We start from the raw sequence: 26170 nt of genomic DNA, 5'->3' as shown, positions 1-26170 counted from the left end.
CATGGCGAGTCTCTTTACGCGCTTGTTGCTGGCCACCGAACACAGCGAATTTGACACCGGCGCCGAAAACTTGGCGTTTGCGCTGGCCAAGCGTTGCCAGCTGCCGCTGGCCACGATCTTGCCCCTGGTGAGCAATCCGGAATACGAGGCGCTGGCGCCGCAGATTGCGGCTCGGGCCGAGCGCGAGGCGGCCATCAAGATCGCCCAGTTGCACGCGCAAGCGCAGGCCGGGGGCGTGGCGATTGAACTGCGTGTGCGCCGGGGCGAGGAACCCTACCGCGAGATCGTCGAGGAGGCGCGGGAACAGGCCAGCGACCTGATCATCATCCGTCGCCGCGGCAAGCGGAGCTTTCTGGCCAACCTGCTGGTCGGCGAGATGGTGAGCAAGGTGGTGGCGCACGCGCCCTGCCATGTACTGATCGTGCCGCGGGAAGCCCACATGTGGCGCCAGCGTGTGCTGGTCGCCGCAGAGCCGACAGAACAGGGGCGTCAAGTCCTCGCCACCGCCGTTGCGGTCGCCGCCCAATGCGCCCTGCCGCTGTACGTGGTGAGCGTTGTGCCTGCAGAGGGGCTGCGTGCGCCGGCGGATGCCTTCGTCACCGAGATGCTGGACCAGGCCCGGCGGGGTGGCGTGCTGGCGCAGGGCGAAGTCCGGGTCGGCAAAGCCTTCACCGAAATTCTGGCAGCGAGGGCCACGAGTCAAGCCGACCTGATCGTGCTGGCCAGCCGCGACGACAGCCGCATTGGCCGGGCCCTGGTCGGTGGCGTGGCGCAAAAGGTCATGGGACTTTCCGACTACCCGGTCCTGGTTCTTCATTGTCAATAACCCGAGGAAATTTCTTCACCATGAGTGACGCACTGAACTATCTGCTCAAAGCCCGGCCCGAGGCGCTGGGCCATTACTTCGCTTTCCTGAAAGATGCCGGCAAGCACCTGGATCCGAAAACCAGGAACCTGATTTCGGTCATCACCAAAGTCCATGCGCAAACCGAGCGCGGCTTGCGCCAATACCTGCGGCGTGCCCTGCGCGAGGGTTGCACAGCGGTGGAGGTGCTGGACGCGCTGCTGATGGCGTTTCCGGCATTGGGCCTGGCCAAAATCATCTGGGCCGTGGACATCATTCTGGCCATGAACCTCCCCGAATTCCAGCCCGAGGCTTTGGCCAGCCTCGCTCCCGGCCCCGGCCAGTGGCGCGACGTGATGGACAGCACCGACATCGAGAGTGGCGAAGTCACACGCACCGAATGCGAGGGTCGTGGCCTGTTCGTCTACCACGACAAGACCGCTTTTCAGGTCTATGACAGCCATTGCCCGCACCAGAGCACCGACATCACGCAGTTGGCTATTGAGGGCACCACCCTGACTTGTCCCAAGCACCAATGGGCGTTTGACGTGAAGAGTGGCGACTGCATCAAGAATGGCAACAGCCCACTCAAACGCATCAAGTCCAAGGTCGTCGAAGGCCGTTTGCTGGCTTTCTGGTAGCAACTCGCAGCCGCTGTTGCACAACGCTCCCACCCCTCACCGTTCCAGTGAAATTCCCGCGCTTCCCATCATTAAAACTACCGGAGACAACCATGAGAGCATCCAGAAAATTACTTTACCTGACACCGCTTTGCGCACTGCTGGCAACCGGCGCGGCACACGCCACCAACGGCTACTTCTCACATGGCTACGGCATCAAGGCCAAAGGCATGGGGGGTGCGTCCGTGACGAGCACGGACAACACCTTTGCCGGCGCCAACAACCCGGCGGCAGCGGCGTGGGCCGGCACACGGGCCGAGGTTGGGCTGGACGCGTTCATGCCGGACCGTTCGATGACGCGTACCGGGGGGGGCCTGAATGCGTCTGTGGACAGCGGCAGCAATCTGTTTCTGATTCCGGAATTTGGCTACAACCGGGCGATCAATGACAAACTGGGCGTGGGCATCACGGTTTATGGCAACGGTGGCATGAATACGGATTACCCGAGCGGGCAAATCAATTGCGGCGCCGGCCCGGCCAATGTGCTTTGCGGTGGTCCCAACCTGGGGGTCGACTTGATGCAGTTGATTGTGGCGCCAACCGTGGCCTACAAGTTCAACGACCGCCATTCAGTCGGTATCTCGCCCTTGCTGGTGTTCCAGCAGTTCAAGGCCTATGGTTTGCAGGCGTTCGACAACGCACCGGGTTTCCCGCCCATGACGGGCGTACCCGGTAAAGTGACCAGCGGCAATTATGACCAAAGCACTGGGGTGGGTGTGCGTTTGGGCTACCTGGGCAAACTGAACGACAAGTTCAGCATTGGCGCCTCGTATGCACCCAAGATCGGGATGTCCAAGTTTGACGACTATGCGGGACTTTTCGCCGGTGGGGGCAGCTTTGATATTCCTGAAAACTACACCCTTGGTGCCAGTTTTCAGGCCACACCGGCCATCACGCTGGCACTGGACTACTCACGCATCAATTACGGTGGCATTGCGGCAATTGCCAATCCCAGCAACAACGCCGCCCCCTTGGGTTCGGCCAATGGTCCCGGCTTTGGCTGGACCGATATCAATGTCTGGAAGCTGGGTGTGCAGTGGCAGGCCTCGACGCAGTGGACGCTTCGGGCCGGACTTAATTTTGGGGACAACCCGGTCCAGAGCCGTGACGTGAGCTTCAATATCCTGGCGCCGGGCGTAGTCACGCGGCATCTGACGCTGGGTGGAACTTATGCAATGTCACCGCAAACTGAGTTGAGCTTCTTCTACATGTACGCGCCGTCGGAGTCGGTGTCTGGTACCTCCATGTTTGATGCGCTGATGGGGCCTGGTGCAGGCGGCACCGAGACCATCAAGATGTCTCAGCAGTCCATTGGCATCCAGTTCGGCTGGCGCTGGTAGCCGCTATCAATTAACTAGCCGATAGTCAAGCATCCACGAGCGCTAGAGGCCTATTTTGCTTAAATTCACCGGAAAGCAAAACCACGGGCATTTTGGCGCCGGGCACGGGCGTAGCGTCCCGTTCTTCAGTGGGGTCCAGCCGAAACACGGCCACGCCCTGCACTTGCGCTTGCGCCTGGGTTCCGAGGCTGTCAGCGGCGGCAGATATTTGCTCGACCAGGGCCGCGTTCTGCTGGGTTGAGCGGCCCATCTGGGTCACGGTGTTGCTCACGCGGGACAGGCTGCTGCTTTGCTGCAGGCTGGCCGCGCTGATCTCCTCCATGATCCGCGTCACGCGCGCAATGGCACTCACCACTTGCTGCATGGCGTCGCCCGCATCGGTGGCCAGCGCACTGCCCTGAGCGGCGCGGGCCACGCTGGTGTTGACCAGCTGCTTGATTTGCCTGGCCGCGTCGGCGCTGCGCTGCGCCAGGCTGCGCACCTCGCTGGCCACCACGGCAAAGCCCCGGCCCTGCTCGCCCGCACGGGCGGCCTCCACGGCCGCGTTCAGTGCCAGGATGTTGGTCTGAAACGCAATGCCGTCGATCACTTGAATGATGTCCACGATGTTGCGCGCACTGTCATCAATGCCCTGCATGGTGTCCATCACCTGCGCCACCACCTCGCCCGCATGAGCGGCTACGGCAGAGGCATCTTGGGCCAACTGCCGGGCCAGCAACGCGCCATCGGCATTCTTGCGGACCATGCCATCGAGCTGAGCCATCGATTCAGCGGTTTCCTCCAGGGCCGCGGCCTGCTCTTCGGTACGGCCGCTCAGGTCACGATTGCCCTGCGCAATTTCAACACTCGCCGTCGCCACCGACTCCGCCCCGTGGCGCACATTGCGCACCACGTTCATCAGTGCACTCTGCATGTTCCCCAGCGCCAACAGCAGGGGGTGGAATTCGTCATGAGTTTTGTCAATGGCGACACGGGTCAGGTCACCTTCGCGCACCCGCTCCGCCATGTGCTGCGCCGTTGCCACCCGGCGCAACAGCAAGTGGGAGATGTACCAGGAAAAAGCCAGCAAGCCCAAGGCCACCGCCACCACCATGACCGACACACGGGTTCTGGCGCCTCGGGCCTGCAAGCCAATCTGCGCGAGCGCCTGTTGATCCGGCCCAGGCACAGAATTTACCGCGACCTGCCGCGACAAGTCATCAACCGATGTCAGGCTGATCCAGGCCGCGTTGGCCACCAGGACGAGTGCTGCAATCAGCAGCGATGAAGCCAGGTAAAGACGCCGGGCGATGCCCCAATGCGAAGTGAAATTCATTGTCAAAGTCTCCATTTATTTTTGCTTGTTGCGATACGACGCAAGGCAGCAAATGAGCACTATCTGTGCCAGGGCCATCCGCAGGAACGGCCACCGTGCGGCGAGGCAAGACCTGTTGCATTCGGGCTGGACACCCAGCTCTCAACAGCCTATCGCAACCGAAAGCACAGCTTCCACAAGTATCCGAAAGACCAAGAAGACGCTTCTCAAGTGATCAAATTTAGCCAATAAAAACAAGTACTTAAAACGACGGCTAGGGGTATTCCCGCAGCCCGGTTCAGGTTGGCGCGTCAATTGCAATAACGACTAGGCCTGCCCATGAAAGCAGGTCCTAGCCCACCGGAAAAAAACAACTGGAGACATTCCTGAATGGAAACTTTTTATGAGGTGATGCGCCGCCAAGGCATATCTCGCCGCAGTTTTTTGAAGTACTGCTCCCTGACCGCCACGTCGCTCGGTTTGGGCCCGGCTTTTGTGCCGCAGATCGCCTACGCCATGGAAAACAAACCACGCACGCCGGTGTTGTGGCTGCACGGACTGGAATGCACCTGTTGCTCTGAATCCTTCATCCGCTCGGCGCATCCGCTGGCGAAAGATGTCGTGCTGTCGATGATTTCGCTGGACTATGACGACACACTGATGGCCGCCGCCGGTCACCAGGCCGAGGCCATCCTCGAAGAGATCATGGTCAAGTACAAGGGCAACTACATCCTGGCGGTGGAAGGCAACCCGCCGCTGAACCAGGATGGCATGAGCTGCATCATTGGTGGCAAGCCCTTTATCGAGCAGTTGAAGCATGTCGCCAAGGATGCCAAGGCCATCATCTCCTGGGGCTCGTGCGCCTCCTGGGGCTGCGTGCAGGCGGCCAAGCCGAATCCGACGCAGGCGACACCGATCCACAAAGTCATTTTCGACAAGCCCATCATCAAGGTGCCAGGCTGCCCACCCATCGCCGAGGTGATGACCGGCGTGATTACCTACATGCTGACCTTTGACCGCATTCCCGAGCTGGACCGCCAGGGCCGGCCCAAGATGTTCTACAGCCAGCGCATTCACGACAAGTGCTACCGCCGCCCGCACTTCGACGCCGGCCAGTTTGTCGAAGCGTTTGACGATGAGTCGGCACGCAAGGGTTACTGTTTGTACAAGGTCGGCTGCAAGGGCCCGACGACTTACAACGCCTGCTCCACCACACGCTGGAACGAGGGCACGAGCTTCCCGATCCAGGCCGGCCACGGTTGCATCGGTTGCTCGGAAGACGGCTTCTGGGACAAGGGTTCGTTCTACGACCGCCTGACCGATATCCACCAGTTCGGCGTTGAAGCCAACGCGGACCAGGTCGGCGGCACCGCCGCCGCCGTGGTCGGCGCCGCGGCGGTCGCCCACGCAGCGGTATCGGCCATCAAGCGCGCGAACCAGAAGACAGACACCCGCCAAAGTGCATCAGCCCCGGCTGAGCACTGAGCACAACACAAGACAACCAAGGAAACAAAATGGGTGCATACGAAACGCAAGGTTTCAAGATGGACAACACGGGCCGACGCATCGTGGTCGATCCGGTCACGCGCATTGAAGGCCATATGCGTGTCGAGGTCAACGTCGACAGCAACAACATCATTCGCAACGCGGTGTCCACGGGCACGATGTGGCGCGGTCTGGAAGTGATTCTCAAGGGCCGCGACCCACGCGACGCCTGGGCTTTTGTCGAACGCATTTGCGGCGTGTGCACGGGCTGCCACGCCCTGGCCTCGGTGCGTGCCGTGGAAGACGCGCTCGGTATCGTGATTCCGAAAAACGCCTACCTGATCCGCGAGATCATGGCCAAGACACTGCAGGTGCACGACCATGCGGTGCACTTCTACCATCTGCACGCGCTCGACTGGGTGGACGTGGTGTCCGCCCTCAAGGCCGATCCGAAAAAGACCTCCGAGCTGCAGCAGCTGGTGTCTCCCAGCCACCCGATGTCATCACCCGGCTATTTCCGCGACATCCAGAATCGTCTCAAGAAATTCGTGGAGAGCGGCCAGCTCGGGCCTTTCATGAACGGCTACTGGGGCTCCAAGGCCTATGTGTTGCCGGCTGAAGCCAATTTGATGGCCGTCACGCACTACCTCGAAGCGCTGGACCTGCAAAAGGAATGGGTCAAGGTCCACACCATCTTCGGCGGCAAGAACCCCCATCCGAACTACCTGGTGGGCGGCATGCCCTGCGCGATCAACCTCGACAAGGAGGGCGCGGCGGGCGCACCGGTCAACATGGAACGCCTGAACTTTGTTGAGCAACGCATCAAGGAAATGATCGAGTTCAACAACAACGTCTACATCCCCGACGTGTTGGCCATCGGCACCATCTACAAAAACGCCGGCTGGCTCTACGGCGGCGGACTGTCCGCGACCAATGTGATGGACTACGGCACCTACGAAAAAGTCATGGGCGACCACAGCACGCAGAAGCTGCCGGGCGGCGCCATCCTCGACGGCAACTGGGACAAGATCCACGCCGTTGATGTGCGCGACCCGGAGCAGGTGCAGGAGTTCGTGACGCACAGCTGGTACAAATACGGCGACGAAACCAAGGGTCTGCACGGCTGGGATGGCGTGACAGAACCCAATTACGTATTGGGAGAGAAAACCAAAGGAACCCGCACCAGCATTGACGAAATCGACGAAAGCGCCAAGTACTCCTGGGTCAAGTCACCGCGCTGGCGCGGTCACGCGATGGAAGTCGGCCCACTGTCGCGCTACATCCTCGGTTATGCCCACGCCCAACAAGGCAACAAATATTGCCAGCGGGTCAAGGAGCAAATCGACACCTCCGCCGCCATCATCAACAAGGCCTTTCCCAAGGCCTTGGGCATGGCGGAGACGCAGTACAGCGTCAAACAGTTGATGCCAACCACCATTGGCCGCACGCTGGCGCGGGCGCTGGAATCACAGTACTGCGCCGAGATGATGTACGACGATTTCAAGGAGATGGTCGCCAACATCAAGGCCGGTGATACCGCCACCGCCAACGTCGAAAAGTGGGACCCTGCCACCTGGCCCAAGGAAGCCAAAGGCGTGGGCAGCGTCGCGGCACCCCGGGGCGCGCTGGGCCACTGGATCAAGATTAAGGACGGCCGCATCGAGAACTACCAGTGCGTGGTGCCCAGCACCTGGAACGCCAGTCCACGCGACCACAAAGGCCAGATTGGCGCTTTCGAAGCCAGCTTGATGAACACACCCATGGCCAACCCGGAACAACCGGTGGAGATTCTGCGCACACTGCATTCGTTCGACCCCTGCATGGCCTGCTCAACCCATGTGATGAGTCCTGACGGGCAGGAGATGGCCACGGTCACCGTGCGCTGAGCGCATCTTCGCAACTTGTCCTAAATTTTCAGGAGACATTTCAAAATGAAAAAAATCAACTTCTTGCGGTCCTTGGCCGCGGTGACCCTGATGACGACCGTGGCCGCGGCGCAAGCCCATACCGGGCATGGCGCCGAGGGTTTTTTCGCCGGCATCGTTCACCCCTTTTTGGGACTGGACCACTTGCTGGCCATGGTGGCGGTGGGCATCTGGTCCGTCGTCATGCTGCCCAAGGCCCATCGTCTGGCGGGGCCCGCGCTGTTCATAGCGATGCTGCTCGTGGGAGCGCTGGTGGCACTGGCGGGGTTTGTATTGCCGCAAGCGGAACCCGGCGTTGCAGCCAGCGTGGTCGCTCTGGGCACCCTGCTGTTGCTGGCACGCCGGATCGGGCTGACAACCGGCCTGGCCCTGATCTCGGTCGCCGCGCTGCTGCACGGCTATGCCCATGGCGCTGAACTGGCGGCCGGGCAGTCATTTGCAAGCTATGCCGCAGGCTTCATGCTCGGGTCTGCGGCACTGCACGGCGTCGGGCTGGCCGCAGGCAACGCGCTGCAGCACTTGCCGACATGGGTGGGTCGCACCGCAGCCTTACTGATGGGCACATCGGGCCTGGTGATGCTGGCGGCGCGCTTGTAAGCGCACGCCAGGAACGGCTTTCAACGGAGAAGCACCATGACTACTACACACGCCACACCGGGCCAGCACCACAGCGCAACGTCGGTCGATGAAGCGGCCGCCGATGCGCTCGAGGTCGCCCGGGCCTCGTCCATCAAGTCGGTCTATGTCTATGAAGCCCCGATCCGCGCATGGCACTGGATCAATGCACTCGCCATCACGGTATTGGCCATCAGCGGCTATTTCATTGGCTCGCCCTTGCCGACACAGCCCGGCGAGGCCAGTGCCAACTTCCTGATGGGTTACATCCGCTTTGCGCACTTCGCTGCCGGCTACCTGCTGGCCGTGGGCCTGCTCGGGCGCATCTACTGGGCCTTTGTCGGCAACCACCATGCGCGCGAATTATTCTGGGTGCCGATCTTCCAGCGCGCCTATTGGCATGACCTGCTCGGCATGCTCAAGTGGTATGCCTTCCTCTCGGATCGGCCGGGGCGTTTTGTCGGCCACAACCCGCTGGCGCGCTTCGCGATGGTGTTTGGCTTTGTAGGGCTCACGCTGTTCATGATCATCACCGGCTTTGCACTGTACGGCGAAGGTTCCCAAATGGGTTCCTGGCAGGAACGCTTGTTCGGCTGGGTGATCCCCTTGATGGGACAGTCGCAGGACGTGCACACCTGGCACCATCTCGGCCTTTGGGGCCTGGTTATTTTCGTCATCCTGCATGTTTACGCCGCCATCCGGGAAGACATCATGGGCCGCTCCAGCGTGGTCAGCACCATGATCTCGGGTCACCGCACTTTCAAGGACTGAATGCCATGACAAGCGCACCTGAAAGCAGCATTCACCGGGAGGGTGACAACCCGGAAACCATTTGTGTCCTGGGCATTGGCAACGTCCTGTGGGCCGATGAAGGTTTTGGCGTGCGATGCATCCAGACACTGCAAAGCCGCTATGAATTTGCCCCCCATGTGCGGCTGATTGATGGCGGCACGCAAGGCCTGTACCTGATTCAGCATGTGCAGGAAGCCACCCGCCTGCTCATCTTTGATGCCATCGACTACGGACTGGAACCGGGCACCTTGAAAACGGTCGAGGGCGACAACGTTCCCCGCTTCATGGGCGCCAAAAAAATGAGCCTGCACCAGACCGGCTTTCAGGAAGTACTCATGCTGGCGCAATTGACGGAAAAATTTCCGCGCCAGGTCATGCTAATCGGTTGCCAGCCCGAGGAGCTGGACGACTATGGCGGCAGCCTGCGCCCTCGCGTCAAGCAAGCCATGGAAGACGCCCTGGCATTGGGCGTGCATGCGCTGCGCAACTGGGGTGCGCAGCCCGTGGCCCGGACCCGGCCCCTCACTGAACTTGAGGCGGTGACGTTCGCCCAGCTTGATCTGGCAACTTATGAGGGCCAACGGCCCGACGAAGACCTGGCCTGCCGCATGGGCGACGACCGGTTCTTTCCTTCTGCTGTAACGACTTGAGGCCACCCGCATGTGTATTGGTATTCCCATGCAAGTGCTTGCCGTCGAGCCCGGCCATGCCCGGTGCCAGGGTCGCGGTGAGCGTCGACGCGTCAACACCGCCCTGATCGGCGCGGCCGTAGCGGGTGAATGGCTGCTGATTTTTATCGACAGCGCACAAGAGCGGATCAGCGTGGAACGGGCGCAGGAAATTAACGCCACGTTGGACATGATGGAAGCTGCGTTGCAGGGCGAGAGCCGCGAACTCAGCGTGGGTTTCAGTCTGCCCTCCGCCATGAGCCGGGAGCAGCTGTTGGCGCTGTCGGGTTCGATGCAACAAACACCTTTGGAGAAATATCTTGAACACTGAAACCATGGCTGCCGCAGGCAGCGAAGTCTTTATCAAACTGCCGGTTCAAGCCCCTCGTGCTGCGTCCGAAACATCACCGCTGGTTGAGCGCCTGGTGAGCGTGCACGGTGCCACCTGGGTCGATGAGACAAGCATCGGCGCCTGGGCCGCCGAGGGCGGCGACCGCGTGGTCTTGTTCGCCGGTGACGCGGTGCAGTTTCCGGAGGGTCAGGATGTCGCCGTGGTGTTGCCGGAACTGCAGCGCTGCTTTCCGGGTCGCTTCAAGGTGGCCGTCGTACCGCGTGAAATCGAGCAGGACCTGGCCAAGCGCTACGGCTCGCAGCGCTGGCCCACGCTGCTATTTCTGCGCGATGGCCAGTACGTCACCACGCTGTGCGGCATGCACGACTGGGACGACTATGTGCGGGAAATGGCCCGCGCACTGGCCATGCCGATTTCACGCGCACCGACGATTGGCATTCCCGTGGTCAGCGCCACCGCGTTGGGCACGTCCTGCCACTGAAGCTGTTACTAAAAGAGGTATCTTGAGATGAAAGACTTTCCCATTCCCGTCGTCAGCATCGGTCCCGGCAGCCAACTTGAGGATGAGGTGCTGGACTACATGCCCATGCCGCAGGGCATGGAAACCTTCCGCCCGCCGGTGCTGCCGGAACCGGAAGAAATTGCGGCCCGCGTCGGTGCGCACATCGCCTTGCGCGAGGCTTTGGCGCAGCTGGAAGAGGTACGCCACGGCGGTCCCAACCGCAGCGTGGACCTGCGCCATTTGGCCATGCCTGATCTGAAATTGATCAACCAGGTGTTGGGTGAAGGCGAAGTCAGCGCACTGGTCAAAAGCGCGGGTGATGCGCAAGTCGAATTGAACATTCAGGAATCGGTGTTTGCCGGGGTCTGGCGCGTCATTCAGTCGGTCAATGGCGCCGTGGTGTCCGACACGCTGGAGCTGGGCGCCGTGCCGGCGGTGCTCAAGACCACGGCCAGGCAGGACGTCTGGCCCACCGTGCCACGCTGGGAAGGTGCCTTGCCGCCCAATGTGCAGAATGCGCCCTCGCTGCTGGCTGAAATCGAGGACCAGTGGCGCACCTGGCAGCCCGGCCAGCCGGCGCATGTGGTGAATCTCACCCTGCTGCCCATGTCCAACGAAGACATCGGTTTTCTCGACCACCATCTGGGCACGGGCCGCGTGCTGATTCTCTCGCGCGGTTACGGCAACTGCCGCATCACCAACACCTGCACGCCGCATTGCTGGCGCGTGGTGTATTACAACTCGCAAGACCTGGTGATCCTCAACACGGTTGAGGTCACTGAGATCCCGGAAGTGGCACTGGCGGCACCGGAAGACCTGAATGACTCCTATGAGCGCCTCAAGGAAGTGCTCGAATGGGTGGAGCAGGCATGATTTCCTCCAGCGCCCCCCGCTTTGAAGGCAGTTACCTCGGCAACAGTGCGCGGCTGCCGGCGACCGCGCGGCTGGAGTGCAAGATCTGCTGGTGGGTCTATGACCCGGCGTTGGGCGACCCGGTGTGGCAGGTGGAGCCGGGTACGGCATTTACCGACCTCCCGAGCCATTGGCGCTGCCCCGTGTGTGATGGTGAAGCCGAACAATTCATGGTACTGGTGGACGCGGCATAGGCCAGAATCAACATGCACAACCTGACACTTCCATCATCACTCGCGGCCTCGCTACGCGCCCGTACTGAGGCGCTGGTCGAGCTGTTTGACAACGTGGCCCAGGCCCGTATGGCTGGCGTTCCTATTTTGAACCCGGCGCTGCGCGTCGAAGCCCTTGGGTTTGAGCTGTGTGAAGGTGATGGCGCCGAAGCGGGCGGCACACACGGTGCCGTGGGCGTGCTGGTGACGCCGTGGTTCATGAACCTGGTCTGGTTCCCGCTGGATCGAATCGATCAACCCGACCGTGCGGGCAGCAGCCGGGTTCATCAGGTCGGGGCCGAAAGCTTTGATTTCATCGCGGGCCATGAGCCCGCTTTTGGCAGTTTTGAGGCCTGTTCGCTCTTTTCGCCCATGTTCGAGTTCCCTGATCAGGCGGCGGCGTCCGCCACCGGCGCGGCTGTTCTGGCGACGTTGCGCCAGCCACCGGAACCTGCGCCAGTGCCGCAGGCCAAATCGACCGATCTGGCGGCGCGCCGGGCCTTCCTGTTCGGACGCCGGCCGTCTGCGGGAGACAAGGCATGACCCTGTCGCGGCCCGACGACCTGGCCGGGGTGCTGCGTGTGGCGCCGGGCCAGGCACGGCCCCACAACCTGGTCAGCAGCCGTCGCGACTGGGCAGCCTTGCTCACCCGCGGTGTGCCGGCCACCTCCCTGGCAAGCCGGCTGGGCAGTCTTTTCAGCCTGTGCGGTCACGCGCATCGCCTCTGTGCCGACATGGCCGTCACGGCGGCGCTGGGGCGGTCGACGCCCGCCCGGCTGAATGCCGCGCAAGACCTGCAACTGGAAACCCTGCGCGAACACGTACGCCGCATCGGTCTGGACTGGCCCAAGCAGCTGGCTTTGGGACCGGCATCCGAACAGGCCAGGCAGCAAGCCCATGCCGCCCTGCAGCAATGCCCGCTGTTTGCCGCTGTGGCGTCAACCCGGTCCGGCGACCCATTCAACGAGCCCTGCCCCGGCCTGCAGCAGTGGCTGGAAACGCAGCTGCTGGGTATGCCTGCGCAGGTGTGGCTGAGCCAGTGGGAACAGGACCCCGCCGCCTGGTTGCGCGTTTGGACCGAAGACAGCCCCGGCTGGCTGACCGGCTTGCTGCGCCAGGCCCGGCCGCTGGCTGACCGGGCAACGCCTGCAGCCCCCTTTTTGCGCGTGCACACCAGCGAAGCCGGTTTGAGGGTGCTGGCCGACTGCCTGGTTCGCCAGCCCGGCTTCACCCGCCAACCCCTGTGGCGCGGTCAGTGTGCAGAAACCGGTCCCTGGACGCGTCTGCGCCAGGCCACGCCGGAAGTGATCAACACGCCGTGGCTGCGCCTGGGCGCGCGCCTGGCCGAACTGGTTCGCCTGGCGCTGGCCGATGAAGCGGGCCGCAGTGGCGCGTCCTGGCTGACGATGGGCAGCATGGCAACGGCCCGGCGCGAAGGCCTCGCCTGGGTCGAAATGGCGCGCGGCCTGCTGGTGCACCATGTCCAGCTCGACGGCACGGGCGACGACGCGCGGGTGGTTTCGTGCCAGGTGCTGGCCCCCACGGAATGGAACTTCCATCCGCAAGGCGCGGTCGCGCAGGCACTGGAACAGCTGCCGACCCCAAGCACATCAGGGATTTGCCGGGAGGTCGATCTGCTCTTCAGCGCGTACGATCCCTGTGTGAAACATGAACTCATGATCAACCATCCCGAGGACTGCCATGCATGAGGCCAGCCTGGCAGGGGGCATCCTCAAGCTGGTGGAAGACGCGGCGCAACGCGAAGGGTTTCGCCGTGTCACCCTGCTTCGCCTCGAAGCCGGGCAACTCGCCGGCGTGGAAGCACGCGCCTTGCGGTTTGCCCTGGAGGCCCTGGCGCCCGGCACCTGCCTGCAGGATGCCCGCTTTGAAATTGACGAGCCGCCCGGCCAAGCTTGGTGCCTGCCGTGCAGCGCATCGGTCGCGATTCAGCAGCGCGGCGACGCCTGTCCGATCTGTGGCCACTACCAGCTGCAAGCCACCGGCGGCACCGAACTGCGCGTGGTTGACATGCTGGTGGAAGATGATTGACATGACAAATAAGGAGACAACAACATGTGTGTAGTTTGCGGCTGCGCTAACACGGGCAAGACAGCGGCTGTGGCGGGGGTACAAGAGCACCCTCACAGCCATACCCATGAACATGAAGGTGCGCCTTCCCATGCTCACGATGCCGTGCATGACCACGACCATGTCCACGTCGATCCCCATAGTGGCGATTTGCATTTTGGCGCCGGTGCTGCCCGGGTTTCAGTCCCCGGCATGAGCCAGACCCGCGCCATCAAGCTGGAGACCGATATTCTGGGTGCCAACAACCAGATCGCCCGTCAAAACCGCCAGCACTTTGAAGCGCATGGGGTGACGGCCCTCAATCTGGTATCCAGCCCCGGCTCGGGCAAAACCACCTTGCTGTGCGCCACCATCAACGCCCTCAAGCGGCGCGAGCCTGGCTTGCATGTGGCGGTGATCGAAGGCGACCAACAAACCAGTTTTGACGCCGACCGCATCCGGGCCACCGGCGCGCCGGCGGTGCAGATCAACACCGGCAAGGGCTGCCATCTGGATGCGCCGATGGTGGCCCAAGCGTTTGCGCAATTGCACCAGCACCATGACGATGCGCATCACGCCGCACACCAACACGGCCACGATCACCCGCATGCTCACGACCACGCGCATGTGGGCGCCCGCAGCCTGCTGTTCATCGAGAACGTCGGCAACCTGGTATGCCCTGCGGTTTGGGACCTGGGCGAAGCCGCCAAGGTGGCGATTCTGTCGGTGACCGAAGGCGAGGACAAGCCACTCAAATACCCCGACATGTTCGCCGCGTCGAAGCTGATGATCCTCAACAAGATCGACCTGTTGCCCCATGTGCAATTCGATGTGCAACGCTGCATTGAACTTGCGCGCCGCGTCAACCCGGGCATCGAAATACTGAAGCTGTCGGCCACCACCGGCGAGGGCATGGACGCCTGGCTGAACTGGCTCGGCTATGCCATGGAGCCGGCATGAAAACCGCCAACTTGCCCCCCGTGCTGGCCTGCGGTGCGTGGCTCAAAAATGCCGCGTGTTTGTTCACCTCGGGTCAGCCCCAGTGGTCAGCGCTGCATGGTGATTTGAGCGATCCCGAAGCGTGCCGGGCACTGGAAGTCTCTGCGCGTTCACTGCTGCGCCAGGCGCAGGAGCCGGTGACGGCCATCGCGCATGACCTGCATCCCGATTTCTACAGCACACGCCTGGCCATCGAGCTGGCGGATGAACTCGGCGTGCCGGCCATCGGCGTGCAGCACCACCATGCGCACATTGCCGCCGTCATGGCCGAACACGGCGTGCAGGGTCCGGTGGTCGGTCTGGCGCTCGATGGCGTGGGCCTGGGCACGGACGGCACCGCCTGGGGCGGCGAATTGCTATGGGTAAGTCAAACTGACTGGCGGCGTCTGGGCCATTTGTGGCCACTGGCGCTGCCGGGCGGTGACGTGGCGGCGCGCGAACCTTGGCGCATGGCGGCCGCCGCGCTGCATGCGCTGGGCCGCACCGGCGAAGTCGGCCAGCGCTTTGCCCCGGTCGTCGGAAAAACTGCCGCAGAAATGGTGCAGCGCATGCTGGAGCGCGGTATCAACTGCCCGAGCACCTGCAGCACCGGGCGCTGGTTCGATGCCGCCGCCGGCGCCTTGGGCCTCAGCGTTCGCCAAGCCCATGAAGCCGAAGCCGCGATGGCGCTGGAGCAACAGGCGCAGGCCTGGCTGGACCAGAACGGCATGCCCGCGCTTGGGCACGGCGTTGCCATGCATAACATGGAACAACTCGACCTTCGCCCTCTGCTGGCGCGACTGCTTGAAACGCCGGCGGCTGATATGCCCGCTGCGGCGGCCTGGTTTCACCTGTCCCTGGCTGATGCGCTGGCCAGCTGGGCGGCACAGGCCGCGGAACAGACCGGCACCCGCACCGTGTGTCTGGGTGGCGGCTGCTTTGCCAACCAATTGCTGACAGGCCGGGTCACCGCCGGCCTGCAAGAGCGCGGGCTTCGTGTGCTCTTGCCGCAGCGGCATTCCTGTGGCGACGCGGGGCTGGCGCTGGGCCAGGCCTGGGTGGTGGCACACCGCACATACACTATCAATTCAATAGCTACTAGCGCATATTCCACGGGGTCTAGAGGCCAAAATAACCAAATTTATTCACCTGAAACCGAAAGCCTGCCATGTGTCTAGCCATCCCTGCCAAACTCGTTGAGCTCCTGGCCAACGAGCAGGCCATTGTCAATCTGGGCGGTATCCGCAAGCAAGTTTCCATCGCCCTGGTGCCCGGTGTCGCGGTGGGTGACTACGTGATTGTTCACGTCGGTCACGCCATCGGCCGCATCGACCCAGAGGAAGCCGAACGCACGCTGGCGTTGTTTGGCGAGATGGCGCAGTTTGACGCACAACAGGCGGAGATTGCCCCATGAAATACATCGACGAATTCCGCGATGGCGACATCGCCCACAAGATTGCCGAGCGTTTAGCCGCCGAAGTGCAGCCTGGCAGGAACTACAGCTTCATGGAGTTCTGCGGTGGCCACACCCATGCGATTTCGCGCTACGGCATCGCCGAACTGCTGCCCAAAAATGTACGCATGGTGCACGGACCGGGTTGCCCGGTCTGCGTGCTGCCAATCGGCCGCATCGACCTGGCCATCGGGCTGGCGCTGGACCGCAACGTGATCGTGTGCACCTATGGCGACACCATGCGTGTACCGGCCTCCAATGGCCTGTCCCTGGTGAAGGCCAAGGCACGCGGCGGCGATATCCGCATGGTGTATTCCGCCGCCGACGCCTTGAGCATCGCCCGCCAGAACCCGTCGCGGGAAGTGGTATTTTTTGCCATCGGCTTCGAGACCACCACGCCACCGACGGCGCTGGCGATTCGGGATGCGCAGCGCCAGGGATTGAAAAATTTCACCGTATTGAGCTGCCACGTGCTGACGCCCTCGGCCATCACGCACATCCTGGAATCGCCTGAAGTGCGGCAATACGGCACGGTGCCGATTGACGGCTTCATTGGCCCGGCGCATGTAAGCATCATCATCGGCTCTGGCCCCTACGAGCACTTTGCCGAGGAATACCGCAAGCCGGTGGTGATTGCCGGGTTTGAACCGCTGGACGTAATGCAAGCCGTGCTGATGCTGGTGCGCCAGGTCAACGAAGGTCGCTGCGAGGTTGAAAACGAATTCTCCCGCGCCGTGGACCGCGACGGCAACCTCAGCGCCCAGGCACTGGTCTCCGAGGTGTTTGAGCTGCGCACCAGTTTCGAGTGGCGTGGCCTGGGCGAGGTGCCCTACAGCGCCCTGAAAATCCGCCCGGCCTTTGCCGAGTTCGACGCCGAGCGCCGGTTTGAGCTCGGCTACCGTCCCGTGGCAGACAACAAAGCTTGCGAGTGCGGCGCCATTCTGCGCGGCGTCAAGAAGCCGACCGATTGCAAGATTTTTGGCACGGTCTGCACGCCGGAGAATCCGGTCGGTTCCTGCATGGTCTCCAGCGAAGGGGCATGCGCCGCCCACTATTCCTACGGCCGCTTTCGCGACATCGCCATCGTGGCAGAAACCGCATGACCCCCATGGCCAAGAAAAACTACCTGCGACCGCTCGACATCAAAAATGGCCGCATCGACATGGGCCACGGCGCCGGCGGCCGTGCCGCGTCCCAACTGATTGAAGAACTGTTCGTGACCGCGCTGGACAACCCCTATTTGCGCCAGGGCGACGACAGCGCGTCATTTGCCATTCCCGTCGGCGGGCGCATGGTGATGGCGACCGATGGCCATGTGGTGTCGCCCCTGTTTTTTCCGGGCGGTGATATAGGCTGTCTGAGCGTGCATGGCACCATCAACGATGTGGCCATGTCCGGGGCGCAGCCCTTGTACCTGGCGGCCAGCTTCATCATTGAAGAGGGTTTTCCGTTGAGCGAACTCAAGCGCATCGTGGACAGCATGGCCGCCGCCGCGCGTGAGGCCGGCGTGCCGGTCATCACCGGCGACACCAAGGTGGTGGAGCGCGGCAAGGGCGATGGCGTGTTCATCAGCACCACCGGCGTCGGCGTGGTGGCGCCCGGCGTTGACATCGCCGGCGTCAATGCGCGCCCGGGCGACATCATCCTGCTGTCGGGCACGATTGGCGACCACGGCGTGGCAATTCTTTCCAAACGCGAGTCGCTCGACTTCGAGACCACAATTGAGTCCGATACCGCCGCCCTGCACACGCTGGTGGCGGCCATGCTGCAGGCCGCGCCCGGCGGCGTGCGCGTGCTGCGCGATCCGACGCGCGGCGGCCTGGCCACCACGCTCAACGAAATCGCCGGTCAGTCCGGCGTCGGCATGGTGCTGGAAGAGGCCGCGATTCCGGTGCTGCCACAGGTCGATGCGGCCTGTGAACTGCTGGGCCTGGACCCCTTGTACATCGCCAACGAAGGCAAGCTGATTGCGATTTGCCGCCCCGAGAGCGCCGAGGCCCTGTTGCTCGCCATGCGCGCCCACCCGCTGGGGGCGCAAGCGGTGCGCATCGGTACCGTGACTGAAGACCCGCACCACTTTGTGCAAATGAACACCCGTTTCGGCGGCCGCCGTGTCGTTGACTGGCTCAGCGGCGAGCAATTGCCACGTATTTGCTAAAACGGTGACATCGACGGCTTGTAGTCAGCTCTATACCAAAATTCTATGGAAAATGATCTGCGCCGTGTTTACCGTAAAAGCGAGCAAGGCGTTGCTGAGGTGAAATCACGTGCCGCTGGCTTGTCCATCCGTACACGTACCACGCTAATTTTGGTCAACGGTCTTGACAGCGTGGCCGCTCTGCAGAAAAAAATAGGTACCGACGCAACGTCAATACTTCAAGAGCTGGCAGCGCAAGGGCATATAGAACCCGTGCCCTCAAAGAGCACAGCTGCGGTGATGCCATCGCCAACGGACGCACCAACACTGGCGGCATCCGTGCCGGCCGATACAGAGGTGGCGGCCCGCCTGACCGGACTTCGCCGCGAGGCGCTTTCCCGCCTGGCGCCACTTTTCGGACCCGATGTGGTCATCGTTGCTAAACCTCTATTGACGGCCCGCACACGGGACGATTTCGGTGCAGCGCTGGACGGACTCGAAGCCAAGTTACATATCTATCTGGGCCGAAAGCGGGCTGCCGCACTGGTGGCTGCGCTCCGCCCCTGACTCAAGCTGTATCACTTTCCATGCGTATTCTCTTGCTCTGCCACAGCTTCAACAGCCTGTCACAACGGCTGTTCGCGGCCCTGAAAGCACGGGGGCACCAGCTGTCCGTGGAGTTGGACATTTCGGACTCGGTCACCGAAGAAGCCTGTGCCCTGTTCCAGCCGGATGTGCTGATCGCGCCATTTCTCAAACGGCGCATTCCCGAGTCCGTCTGGCGCTCGGTGCTGTGCCTGGTCGTGCATCCCGGCCCGCCGGGCGACCGCGGGCCGGCCGCACTGGACTGGGCCGTACTGGAGCAAACACCGCAGTGGGGCGTGACCGTGCTGCAGGCCAATGCCGATTTCGACGCCGGCCCGGTGTGGGCCCATGCCCGTTTCGACATGCGCCCGGCCAGCAAGGGCAGTCTCTACCGGTCGGAAGTCACCGAGGCAGCGCTGGTGGCGGTGCTGCGCGCCGTGCAACGCCTGGGCGATAACGACCCACCGGAGGCACCGGCACCGACGACGGTAGCGGTGGCCGACGCGGGCTCGGTTGGCTGCACCTGGCGACCCGCCATGCCGCAGACCGCGCGCCGCATCGACTGGCTGAACCACACCACCGCCGAAATTCTGGCCCGCCTGCGCGGCGCCGACGGCCAGCCGGGCGTCCAGGACGAACTGTTTGGCCTTCCCTGCCATTTATTTGACGCCCACCCCGCCACCGGAACGGCCCTGCAGGCGCTGGCAGGCACTGCAGTAGGTGCGGTGGTGGCCCAGCGAGATGGCGCCCTGCTGCGGCGCACCGTGGATGGCGGCGTCTGGATCGGACAGGTCCGCCTGGCCCGCGCCTGCGGCGACGAGTCGGCTTTCAAACTGCCGGCGACGCTGGCCTTTGCGCCGGAGGCGGCGACGCTGCCGGTGTGGTCCGTGCCGCTCGAACGCGAAGACGACGAATGGGCCGAGTTGCGTTATTGGGAGCAGGGGCCGGCGGGCGCCCGCGTGGGCTGTCTCTCGTTTGACTTCTACAACGGCGCCATGTCCACCGAACAGTGCGAGCGCTTGCTGGCCGCGCTCAAACAAGCCAAGCAGCGCGACACCCGGGTGCTGCTGCTGCTCGGCGGGCGCGACTTCTTCAGCAACGGCATCCACCTGAACTGCATCGAAGCGGCCGCGCATCGCCCCGACAGCAGCGCCGCCGACGAATCCTGGCGCAACATCAATGCCATGAACGACGTGGCACAGGAGCTCATATCAACCACCGACCGGATCACAGTGGCAGTGCTGCGCGGCAATGCCGGCGCCGGCGGCGTGTTTCTGGCCCTGGCGGCCGACGAGGTCTGGGCGCACCAGGGCGCGGTGCTCAACCCCCACTACCGCAACATGGGCAACCTCTACGGTTCAGAATACTGGACCTACCTGCTGCCCCGACGTCTGGGGCCAGAGCGGGCACGCGAGCTCATGAGGCAGCGCCTGCCCCTGCTGGCCGCTGACGCGCAGCGCATGGGGCTGCTGGACCGCTGCCTGGACACCTCCCCCGCCGCGCTCGAACGTGACGTTATCCCTGATGCACTGGCGCTGGCGCTCACCTACAATTTACCGGAGCGAATCCTGCAAAAACAGCAGGTCCGCGCCGCTGACGAGGCCATCCGGCCGCTAGCTGACTACCGCAAAGAAGAACTGTCCCGCATGCACCGCAATTTTTACGGTTTCGACCCCAGCTACCACGTGGCGCGCTACCACTTTGTGCACAAGCTACCCCATGCCTGGACACCACGGCATCTGGCCGTTCACCGCCCATGAATCTGGCCGATACCTTGCCGACGGTGCTGGTGGTGGACGACGAAGTGCGTTCACAAGAGGCCATGCGCCGCACGCTTGACGAAGACTTCACCGTGTACACCGCCAGCGATGCCGACGAGGCGCGTGAGCGGCTGGAGCGCACCGACATCAGCGTGATCCTGTGCGACCAGCGCATGCCCGGGCTGACCGGCGTACTGTTCCTGAAGGAAGTGCGCGAGCGCTGGCCCGACACGGTGCGCATCGTGATCTCGGGCTACACCGACTCCGAAGACATCATTGCCGGCATCAACGAGGCGGGCATTTACCAGTACATCCTCAAGCCCTGGGTGCCCGACCACCTGCTGGCCACCGTGCGCAATGCCGTGGAGGCGCAGACGCTGCAGCGCGATACGAATCGGCTGCACCTGGAATTGCGCACCAGCACGCCGGTGCTGCGCCAGCGCGCAAACGCCAAGCTCACCAAGGCGCGCAGCATCTTCGACTTCGACCGCATCGAGCGTGCGCCCGGCAGCCCGCTGGACGCCGTCTGCGAGGTGGCGGTACGCGTCGCGCGCTACGACCTGAGCGTGCTGGTGCTGGGTGAATCCGGCACCGGCAAGGAGCTGCTGGCGCGTGCCGTGCACTACGCCAGCCCGCGCGCCGGCGGCGCCTTCGTGGTGGAAAACTGCGCCGCCATCCCCGACACCCTGCTCGAATCCGAACTGTTCGGCCACAAACGCGGCGCCTTCACGGGCGCCTACGAAGACCACCCCGGCCTGTTCCAGCGCGCGAACGGTGGCACGGTGTTTCTGGATGAGATCGGCGAAACCTCGCCAGCGTTCCAGGTGCGGCTGCTGCGCGTGCTGCAGGAACGGGAAGTGCGTCCGGTCGGCGCCGCACATTCGGTGCCAGTGGACGTGCGGGTGATCGCCGCCACCCACCGCGACCTGGAGCAGCGCGTGCGCGAAGGCCTGTTTCGTGAAGACCTGTATTACCGCATCGCCGGCGTCTCGATCACGGTGCCGGCGCTGCGTGAGCGTGCGGGCGACATCGCGCCGATTGCCCGGCGCCTGGTACAAGAGGTGGGCGCCGAGCTGGGCCGCCCCGAGGCCACGCTCGGCGACGAGGCCCTGGCCTGCCTGATGGGCTACCCCTGGCCCGGCAACATTCGTGAATTGCGCAATGAGATCGCGCGCGCCATCGCGCTCAGCGACGGCGATGTGGTCGATGCCTCGTCTTTCTCCTTGCGCGTGCTGCACGGCCAGGCCGGCCTGGCGACCGCCAGCCAGGCCGGGGCGCAAGCGGCGGTCCTGCCGCGCAGCGGCACTTTGGGTGAGCGGCTTGATGCCATCGAAGCCATGGTGCTGCGCGAAACCCTGTTGCGCCACCGCTGGAACAAGACGCGCGCCGCCACGGAACTCGGTTTGTCGCGCGTTGGCTTGCGCGGCAAGATGGCCCGCTTCGGACTGGAGGGTTGATCATGGCAAATTCGCTACCAACCGGCCCGGCCTTCAATGTGCTGTGGCTGCAATCCGGCGGCTGTGGCGGCTGCAGCATGTCGCTGCTGTGCGCCGACACCACGGACTTTCACGGCCAGTTGCGCGACGCGGGTGTCAACCTGATGTGGCACCCTTCCCTCTCGCTGGAAAGCGGCCACGAGCTGATCGCCATGCTGGAGGACATCGTGGCCGGGCGCCTGCGGCTCGATGCCCTGTGCATCGAAGGCTCGCTCCTGCGCGGACCGCACGGCACCGGCCGCTTCCATGTGCTGGCCGGCACCGGCATTCCAATGATTCACTGGGTCACGCGGCTGGCCGCGCAGGCGCGCCATGTGGTGGCGGTCGGCAGCTGCGCGGCCTGGGGCGGCGTAACAGCCGGTGGCACCAACCCCACCGACGCCTGCGGCCTTCAGTATGAGGATGACCGCATCGGTGGTCTGCTCGGGGCCGAGTTCCGCTCGACCAGCGGCTTGCCGGTGATCAACATCGCGGGCTGCCCCACACACCCCAGCTGGGTGATCGACAGCCTGATGGCCCTGGCCGCAGAAACGTTTGGCGCGGACGATCTCGACACCCTGGGCCGCCCGCGCTTTTACGCCGACCAGCTGGTGCACCACGGCTGCACGCGCAACGAGTACTACGAATACAAGGCCAGCGCCGAGAAGCCGTCCGATCTGGGCTGCATGATGGAGCACATGGGTTGCAAGGGCACGCAAGTGCACGCCGACTGCAACACCCGGCTGTGGAATGGCGAAGGCTCCTGCACGCGCGGCGGCTACGCCTGCATCGCCTGCACCGAGCCGGGTTTTCAGGAGCCCGGCCACCCTTTCCACGAGACGCCGAAGTTCGCCGGCATTCCGATTGGCCTGCCCACCGACATGCCCAAGGCCTGGTTTGTGGCCCTGGCCTCGCTGTCGAAACACGCCACGCCCCGGCGCGTCAAGCTCAACGCCGTGGCCGACCACCTGGTGGTGGCGCCCGTCGCGCGAAAGACCCGCTTGAAATGAATAGCCTGCCATGTCCCGTTTGATTGTTGGCCCGTTCAATCGTGTCGAGGGCGACCTCGAAGTCACGCTCGACATCGAGGCGGGACGGGTCACCTCGGCCCATGTGAATTCACCGATGTACCGCGGTTTCGAACAGATCCTGCAAGGCAAAGCACCGCATGACGCGCTGGTGTACGTGCCGCGCATCTGCGGCATTTGTTCGGTGTCGCAGTCGGTGGCTTGCGCGCGGGCCCTGGCCAGCCTGGGTGGCATCACGATGCCGCCCAACGGCCAGCACGTCACCAACGTGATTCTGGCGACCGAAAACCTGGCCGACCACCTCACGCATTTCTATCTGTTTTTCATGCCCGACTTCACGCGGCCGGTGTATGCGCAGCAGCCCTGGCATGCGGAAGCGGTGCGCCGCTTTGCCACGCAGACCGGCGAGCAAACGCGCGCGGCCATCGCAGCACGCCAGCGCTGGTTCACGCTCCTGGGCACGCTGGCCGGCAAGTGGCCGCATACGCAGAGCATCGAGCCCGGCGGCTCGACGCGCCCGATCGAGGTCGCCGAGCGCATCCGACTGCTGGCGAAAGTGCGCGAGTTCCGCGGCTTTCTGGAACGCCAGCTGTTTGCCGCGCCGCTCGAACAAATAGCAGCGCTGGACAGTGAAGACGCGCTGTGGGCCTGGCAGGCGCAAGACCCCTGGCGCGGCGATTTCCGCCTGTTTTTGAGCATGGTGCAAGACGCGGCACTGACCGGCCTGGGGCCGGGGCCGGGCCGCTACCTCAGTTACGGCGCTTATCCGCAGCCACAGGGCGGCTTCGAATTGGGAGACGGTGTGTGGCACGCAAGCACCGGCGCATTGGCACCCGTTGACGAGCAGGGTATTCGTGAGGACGCCACCTACGCCTGGCTGTCCGACACGGCCGGACCGCGGCACCCGATCGACGGCGTCACGCTGCCCGATGCCAACAAGGCCGAGGCCTACACCTGGAACAAGGCGCCGCGCCTGGCCGGCGAGGTGGTGGAGACTGGCGCGATTGCGCGCCAACTGGCGTCCGCGCACCCGCTGGTGCTTGACGCGGTGAGCCGCCACGGCGGCACCGTTTACACACGGGTGCTGGCGCGCCTGCTGGAGCTGGCGCGCGTCGTGCCCATGATGGAAAACTGGCTGCAACAACTGCGACACAACGAGGCCTACTGCGTGCCGACGCCAACCTTCACCGACGGTGTGGGCATAGGCCTGAGCGAGGCCGCACGCGGCAGCCTGGGCCACTGGGTCGTGGCCAGCCGGGGCCGCATTGCCAATTACCAGATCGTCGCGCCCACCACCTGGAACTTCTCGCCGCGCGACGCCGCCGGCACGCCTGGCGCGCTGGAGCAGGCACTGGTGGGCGCGCCGGTGCAGGACGGAGAGATCACGCCCGTGGCGGTGCAACACATCGTGCGTTCGTTTGATCCCTGCATGGTTTGCACAGTGCATTGATGACGGAACCATTTCACGCCATGGATGAGTCGGATTCTTCGTCGGCCAACACGCCCGCCCCTCGCCCCCCGGGTCTGGAAAGCTTGCTGCCCGTCGGCCCCATGGACGGTGTGGACGAGTCCACCTGGATGGACGTTATTCAGAAAATGGACGAGGTCTACTCGCAGCTGATCCATGACGAGATCGAGCTGGAGAAGAAAAACACCGAGCTGGAGCAGTCGCAGCAATTCATCTTCAGCGTGCTCTCCGCCATGTCGGACGTGCTGCTGGTGTGCAACGAGCGCGGCGTGATCGAGGAAACCAACGCCGCCCTGTGCGAACTGGTCGGCCGCAGCGACGCCGAACTGCGCGGCACCTCGATTTATGACCTGCTGGCCGATACCCAGAGCGCGGACCGTGCGCGTACCGTGCTCGACAACACCAACCCGCCGCGTCGCGGCGAAGGGCTGGAGCTCAACCTGCTCGACGCCCAGCGGCAAAGCGTGCCGGTGGATGCCAACTGCACGCCCCGCGTGGCCGCCAGCGGGCGCCGGGTCGGCACCGTGTTCGTGGCGCGGCCCACGGCCGAAATCAAGCGCGCCTACCACGAGCTGCGCGCCGCGCACGAAGCGCTCAAACGCGCGCAGCAGCAACTGCTGCATTCTGAAAAAATGGCCTCGCTGGGCCGGCTGGTGGCCGGTGTCGCGCACGAGCTCAACAACCCGATCAGCTTTGTGCTGGGCAACGTGCACGCCCTGAGCCGCTACTGTGAGCGCATGCGCGTTTACTTGGCCGCCGTGCATGCCGACGAACCCGCCGAGCAGCTTGAAACGCTGCGTAGCAAATTGCGCATCGATCACCTGCTGGGCGACTTGCCCTCGCTGATCGAAGGCACGCTTGAAGGCGCGCAGCGCACGGCCGACATCGTCAATGGCCTCAAGCGCTTCTCCGCCATGGACCCGGAGGCCCGCTCGCCGGTCAACCTCAACGAGGTAATCGAGCGCGCCATCCACTGGGTGCGCAAGGGTGCCGCGCCCAGTTTCGAAGTGCATTGGCAACCCGGTGCGCCCTGCACCGTGACCGGCAGCGCGGGCCAGCTGCAGCAGGTGCTGATGAACCTGCTGCAAAACGCACTGGATGCAGCCACCGGCATCGACCGCGTGCCACCGGTGGTGTGGATAGACACCGAGGTAAACAGCACGCATTTGCGCTTGCGCCTGCGTGACAACGGACCCGGCATCGCGCCGGAACACCTGTCGCACATTTTCGATCCCTTTTTCACGACCAAGCCTGTGGGCAAGGGAACGGGACTGGGCTTGTCGATCAGTTATGGGATTGTGGAGCAGCATGGCGGGGCGTTGAGCGTGCGCAACCATGCGGATGGGGGGGCGGAGTTTTTGTTGGAGTTGCCGTTGGTGGGGGCGGTGGCTACGGGCCATTAGAGTCAGAAACCATTCGACTGGATCTATGCAAACAGTGATTCCGGATGCATTGATGGTCGGCAATGCAGCGTCGGACTAAACCGCTCGCGCGGTACCCTGCGATGTGACGTTTGTGGTTTGCCGAAGGTGGGCGAGTGCCTATGTTGTGAGGTGAGGCAATTGGCCTCGTTCACCACAGGAGCACAGCCATGGAAA

General features: G+C 63.6%; 27 protein-coding genes. 26 read left to right on the top strand and 1 reads right to left on the bottom strand.

What is annotated here, in order from left to right; genetic code table 11:
* Position 1 precedes the first annotated feature (1 nt).
* The 3 genes from C5P05_RS02985 (at position 2) to C5P05_RS02975 (ending at position 2864) form a co-directional block, all read left to right on the top strand.
* Positions 2–826, top strand: coding sequence for a universal stress protein (locus C5P05_RS02985; RefSeq protein ID WP_114968384.1), 825 nt, complete (start codon positions 2–4; stop codon positions 824–826).
* A 20-nt stretch (positions 827–846) separates the two neighbouring features.
* A complete protein-coding gene (locus C5P05_RS02980; protein ID WP_114968383.1) occupies positions 847–1485 on the top strand; it encodes a Rieske 2Fe-2S domain-containing protein in 639 nt (212 codons plus the stop codon).
* A gap of 92 nt (positions 1486–1577) precedes the next feature.
* The gene (locus C5P05_RS02975; protein WP_114968382.1) at positions 1578–2864 is read left to right on the top strand and encodes an OmpP1/FadL family transporter; all 1287 of its coding nucleotides are present in this window, start codon (positions 1578–1580) and stop codon (positions 2862–2864) included.
* Positions 2865–2889: 25 nt separating this feature from the next.
* Here the strand turns inward: C5P05_RS02975 and C5P05_RS02970 are convergent, their stop codons facing one another.
* A complete protein-coding gene (locus C5P05_RS02970; protein WP_114968381.1) occupies positions 2890–4179 on the bottom strand; it encodes a methyl-accepting chemotaxis protein in 1290 nt (429 codons plus the stop codon).
* A 369-nt stretch (positions 4180–4548) separates the two neighbouring features.
* Here C5P05_RS02970 and C5P05_RS02965 point away from each other — a divergent pair, with 369 nt between their 5' ends.
* From C5P05_RS02965 to C5P05_RS02855, 23 genes are read left to right on the top strand one after another with little or no spacing between them, the layout of a single operon-like run.
* Positions 4549–5643, top strand: a complete 1095-nt coding sequence (locus tag C5P05_RS02965) for a hydrogenase small subunit (RefSeq protein ID WP_114968380.1) — start codon at positions 4549–4551, stop codon at positions 5641–5643.
* 29 nt (positions 5644–5672) lie between these two features.
* A complete protein-coding gene (locus C5P05_RS02960) occupies positions 5673–7529 on the top strand; it encodes a nickel-dependent hydrogenase large subunit (protein ID WP_114968379.1) in 1857 nt (618 codons plus the stop codon).
* Between the two features lie 45 nt (positions 7530–7574).
* Positions 7575–8165: a HupE/UreJ family protein gene (locus tag C5P05_RS02955; RefSeq protein WP_114968378.1), complete on the top strand. Its 591-nt coding sequence runs from the start codon at positions 7575–7577 to the stop codon at positions 8163–8165.
* Positions 8166–8201: 36 nt separating this feature from the next.
* Positions 8202–8954 (top strand): Ni/Fe-hydrogenase, b-type cytochrome subunit, encoded by a 753-nt coding sequence (cybH, locus tag C5P05_RS02950; protein WP_114968377.1) that lies wholly within the window; start codon positions 8202–8204, stop codon positions 8952–8954.
* A gap of 5 nt (positions 8955–8959) precedes the next feature.
* On the top strand, positions 8960–9625 hold the full coding sequence (locus C5P05_RS02945) for a HyaD/HybD family hydrogenase maturation endopeptidase (protein WP_114968376.1): 666 nt from the start codon (positions 8960–8962) through the stop codon (positions 9623–9625).
* A gap of 28 nt (positions 9626–9653) precedes the next feature.
* The gene (locus C5P05_RS02940; protein WP_420130718.1) at positions 9654–9974 is read left to right on the top strand and encodes a HypC/HybG/HupF family hydrogenase formation chaperone; all 321 of its coding nucleotides are present in this window, start codon (positions 9654–9656) and stop codon (positions 9972–9974) included.
* Positions 9964–10476 (top strand): hydrogenase, encoded by a 513-nt coding sequence (locus C5P05_RS02935; RefSeq protein ID WP_232834322.1) that lies wholly within the window; start codon positions 9964–9966, stop codon positions 10474–10476. The genes C5P05_RS02940 and C5P05_RS02935 overlap by 11 nt, the downstream gene beginning before the upstream one ends.
* A gap of 27 nt (positions 10477–10503) precedes the next feature.
* On the top strand, positions 10504–11370 hold the full coding sequence (locus C5P05_RS02930) for a hydrogenase expression/formation protein (RefSeq protein WP_114968374.1): 867 nt from the start codon (positions 10504–10506) through the stop codon (positions 11368–11370).
* On the top strand, positions 11367–11603 hold the full coding sequence (locus tag C5P05_RS02925) for a rubredoxin (protein WP_114968373.1): 237 nt from the start codon (positions 11367–11369) through the stop codon (positions 11601–11603). Before C5P05_RS02930 ends, C5P05_RS02925 begins: the two co-directional genes overlap by 4 nt.
* 12 nt (positions 11604–11615) lie before the next feature.
* The gene (hybE, locus tag C5P05_RS02920; protein ID WP_114968372.1) at positions 11616–12164 is read left to right on the top strand and encodes a [NiFe]-hydrogenase assembly chaperone HybE; all 549 of its coding nucleotides are present in this window, start codon (positions 11616–11618) and stop codon (positions 12162–12164) included.
* Positions 12161–13330 carry a hypothetical protein gene (locus C5P05_RS02915; protein ID WP_198674602.1) on the top strand — a complete coding sequence of 390 codons (1170 nt, stop codon included), beginning with the start codon at positions 12161–12163 and terminating at the stop codon, positions 13328–13330. The genes hybE and C5P05_RS02915 overlap by 4 nt, the downstream gene beginning before the upstream one ends.
* Positions 13323–13670 carry a hydrogenase maturation nickel metallochaperone HypA gene (locus C5P05_RS02910; protein WP_114968371.1) on the top strand — a complete coding sequence of 116 codons (348 nt, stop codon included), beginning with the start codon at positions 13323–13325 and terminating at the stop codon, positions 13668–13670. Before C5P05_RS02915 ends, C5P05_RS02910 begins: the two co-directional genes overlap by 8 nt.
* Positions 13671–13694: 24 nt before the next feature.
* Positions 13695–14648 carry a hydrogenase nickel incorporation protein HypB gene (gene hypB / locus C5P05_RS02905; RefSeq protein WP_114968370.1) on the top strand — a complete coding sequence of 318 codons (954 nt, stop codon included), beginning with the start codon at positions 13695–13697 and terminating at the stop codon, positions 14646–14648.
* A complete protein-coding gene (locus C5P05_RS02900) occupies positions 14645–15844 on the top strand; it encodes a carbamoyltransferase HypF (protein WP_157979200.1) in 1200 nt (399 codons plus the stop codon). The genes hypB and C5P05_RS02900 overlap by 4 nt, the downstream gene beginning before the upstream one ends.
* Entirely contained in the window at positions 15835–16080 is a 246-nt protein-coding gene (locus C5P05_RS02895) for a HypC/HybG/HupF family hydrogenase formation chaperone (protein WP_114968369.1), read from the top strand. The genes C5P05_RS02900 and C5P05_RS02895 overlap by 10 nt, the downstream gene beginning before the upstream one ends.
* The gene (gene hypD, locus C5P05_RS02890) at positions 16077–17222 is read left to right on the top strand and encodes a hydrogenase formation protein HypD (RefSeq protein WP_114968368.1); all 1146 of its coding nucleotides are present in this window, start codon (positions 16077–16079) and stop codon (positions 17220–17222) included. The genes C5P05_RS02895 and hypD overlap by 4 nt, the downstream gene beginning before the upstream one ends.
* Positions 17219–18277 (top strand): hydrogenase expression/formation protein HypE, encoded by a 1059-nt coding sequence (gene hypE / locus C5P05_RS02885; RefSeq protein ID WP_114968367.1) that lies wholly within the window; start codon positions 17219–17221, stop codon positions 18275–18277. Before hypD ends, hypE begins: the two co-directional genes overlap by 4 nt.
* 45 nt (positions 18278–18322) lie before the next feature.
* Positions 18323–18823, top strand: a complete 501-nt coding sequence (locus tag C5P05_RS02880; RefSeq protein WP_198674601.1) for a hypothetical protein — start codon at positions 18323–18325, stop codon at positions 18821–18823.
* Positions 18824–18843: 20 nt separating this feature from the next.
* On the top strand, positions 18844–20601 hold the full coding sequence (locus C5P05_RS02875; RefSeq protein ID WP_114968366.1) for a hydrogenase maturation protein: 1758 nt from the start codon (positions 18844–18846) through the stop codon (positions 20599–20601).
* Positions 20598–22058 carry a sigma-54-dependent transcriptional regulator gene (locus C5P05_RS02870; protein ID WP_114968365.1) on the top strand — a complete coding sequence of 487 codons (1461 nt, stop codon included), beginning with the start codon at positions 20598–20600 and terminating at the stop codon, positions 22056–22058. Before C5P05_RS02875 ends, C5P05_RS02870 begins: the two co-directional genes overlap by 4 nt.
* Positions 22059–22060: 2 nt before the next feature.
* Positions 22061–23086, top strand: a complete 1026-nt coding sequence (locus C5P05_RS02865; protein WP_114968364.1) for a HupU protein — start codon at positions 22061–22063, stop codon at positions 23084–23086.
* A 10-nt stretch (positions 23087–23096) separates the two neighbouring features.
* Complete coding sequence (locus C5P05_RS02860) at positions 23097–24554, top strand: nickel-dependent hydrogenase large subunit (RefSeq protein ID WP_114968363.1); 1458 nt, start codon at positions 23097–23099, stop codon at positions 24552–24554.
* Entirely contained in the window at positions 24554–25975 is a 1422-nt protein-coding gene (locus C5P05_RS02855) for a sensor histidine kinase (RefSeq protein WP_420130717.1), read from the top strand. The genes C5P05_RS02860 and C5P05_RS02855 overlap by 1 nt, the downstream gene beginning before the upstream one ends.
* Positions 25976–26170: the final 195 nt, after the last annotated feature.

Source organism: Rhodoferax ferrireducens (genome assembly GCF_003347515.1).
Taxonomy (GTDB): domain Bacteria; phylum Pseudomonadota; class Gammaproteobacteria; order Burkholderiales; family Burkholderiaceae_C; genus Rhodoferax.
The sequence above is the reverse complement of the archived record's forward strand: the minus strand, read 5'-3'. Positions and strand labels throughout refer to the sequence as shown.

Excerpts from the sequence above, each read along its gene's own strand:
- C5P05_RS02975 (WP_114968382.1), top strand. The coding sequence starts at position 1,578 with ATGAGAGCATCCAGAAAATTACTTTACCTGACACCGCTTTGCGCACTG.
- cybH (WP_114968377.1), top strand. The coding sequence starts at position 8,202 with ATGACTACTACACACGCCACACCGGGCCAGCACCACAGCGCAACGTCG.
- C5P05_RS02875 (WP_114968366.1), top strand. The coding sequence starts at position 18,844 with ATGCGTATTCTCTTGCTCTGCCACAGCTTCAACAGCCTGTCACAACGG.
- C5P05_RS02855 (WP_420130717.1), top strand. The coding sequence starts at position 24,554 with ATGACGGAACCATTTCACGCCATGGATGAGTCGGATTCTTCGTCGGCC.
- hypE (WP_114968367.1), top strand. The coding sequence starts at position 17,219 with ATGACCCCCATGGCCAAGAAAAACTACCTGCGACCGCTCGACATCAAA.
- C5P05_RS02985 (WP_114968384.1), top strand. The coding sequence starts at position 2 with ATGGCGAGTCTCTTTACGCGCTTGTTGCTGGCCACCGAACACAGCGAA.
- C5P05_RS02940 (WP_420130718.1), top strand. The coding sequence starts at position 9,654 with ATGCAAGTGCTTGCCGTCGAGCCCGGCCATGCCCGGTGCCAGGGTCGC.
- C5P05_RS02865 (WP_114968364.1), top strand. The coding sequence starts at position 22,061 with ATGGCAAATTCGCTACCAACCGGCCCGGCCTTCAATGTGCTGTGGCTG.
- hybE (WP_114968372.1), top strand. The coding sequence starts at position 11,616 with ATGCACAACCTGACACTTCCATCATCACTCGCGGCCTCGCTACGCGCC.
- C5P05_RS02955 (WP_114968378.1), top strand. The coding sequence starts at position 7,575 with ATGAAAAAAATCAACTTCTTGCGGTCCTTGGCCGCGGTGACCCTGATG.
- C5P05_RS02970 (WP_114968381.1), bottom strand. The coding sequence starts at position 4,179 with ATGAATTTCACTTCGCATTGGGGCATCGCCCGGCGTCTTTACCTGGCT.
- C5P05_RS02870 (WP_114968365.1), top strand. The coding sequence starts at position 20,598 with ATGAATCTGGCCGATACCTTGCCGACGGTGCTGGTGGTGGACGACGAA.
- C5P05_RS02895 (WP_114968369.1), top strand. The coding sequence starts at position 15,835 with ATGTGTCTAGCCATCCCTGCCAAACTCGTTGAGCTCCTGGCCAACGAG.
- C5P05_RS02945 (WP_114968376.1), top strand. The coding sequence starts at position 8,960 with ATGACAAGCGCACCTGAAAGCAGCATTCACCGGGAGGGTGACAACCCG.
- hypB (WP_114968370.1), top strand. The coding sequence starts at position 13,695 with ATGTGTGTAGTTTGCGGCTGCGCTAACACGGGCAAGACAGCGGCTGTG.
- C5P05_RS02965 (WP_114968380.1), top strand. The coding sequence starts at position 4,549 with ATGGAAACTTTTTATGAGGTGATGCGCCGCCAAGGCATATCTCGCCGC.
- C5P05_RS02910 (WP_114968371.1), top strand. The coding sequence starts at position 13,323 with ATGCATGAGGCCAGCCTGGCAGGGGGCATCCTCAAGCTGGTGGAAGAC.
- C5P05_RS02915 (WP_198674602.1), top strand. The coding sequence starts at position 12,161 with ATGACCCTGTCGCGGCCCGACGACCTGGCCGGGGTGCTGCGTGTGGCG.
- C5P05_RS02880 (WP_198674601.1), top strand. The coding sequence starts at position 18,323 with ATGGAAAATGATCTGCGCCGTGTTTACCGTAAAAGCGAGCAAGGCGTT.
- C5P05_RS02900 (WP_157979200.1), top strand. The coding sequence starts at position 14,645 with ATGAAAACCGCCAACTTGCCCCCCGTGCTGGCCTGCGGTGCGTGGCTC.
- C5P05_RS02925 (WP_114968373.1), top strand. The coding sequence starts at position 11,367 with ATGATTTCCTCCAGCGCCCCCCGCTTTGAAGGCAGTTACCTCGGCAAC.
- C5P05_RS02930 (WP_114968374.1), top strand. The coding sequence starts at position 10,504 with ATGAAAGACTTTCCCATTCCCGTCGTCAGCATCGGTCCCGGCAGCCAA.
- hypD (WP_114968368.1), top strand. The coding sequence starts at position 16,077 with ATGAAATACATCGACGAATTCCGCGATGGCGACATCGCCCACAAGATT.
- C5P05_RS02980 (WP_114968383.1), top strand. The coding sequence starts at position 847 with ATGAGTGACGCACTGAACTATCTGCTCAAAGCCCGGCCCGAGGCGCTG.
- C5P05_RS02960 (WP_114968379.1), top strand. The coding sequence starts at position 5,673 with ATGGGTGCATACGAAACGCAAGGTTTCAAGATGGACAACACGGGCCGA.
- C5P05_RS02860 (WP_114968363.1), top strand. The coding sequence starts at position 23,097 with ATGTCCCGTTTGATTGTTGGCCCGTTCAATCGTGTCGAGGGCGACCTC.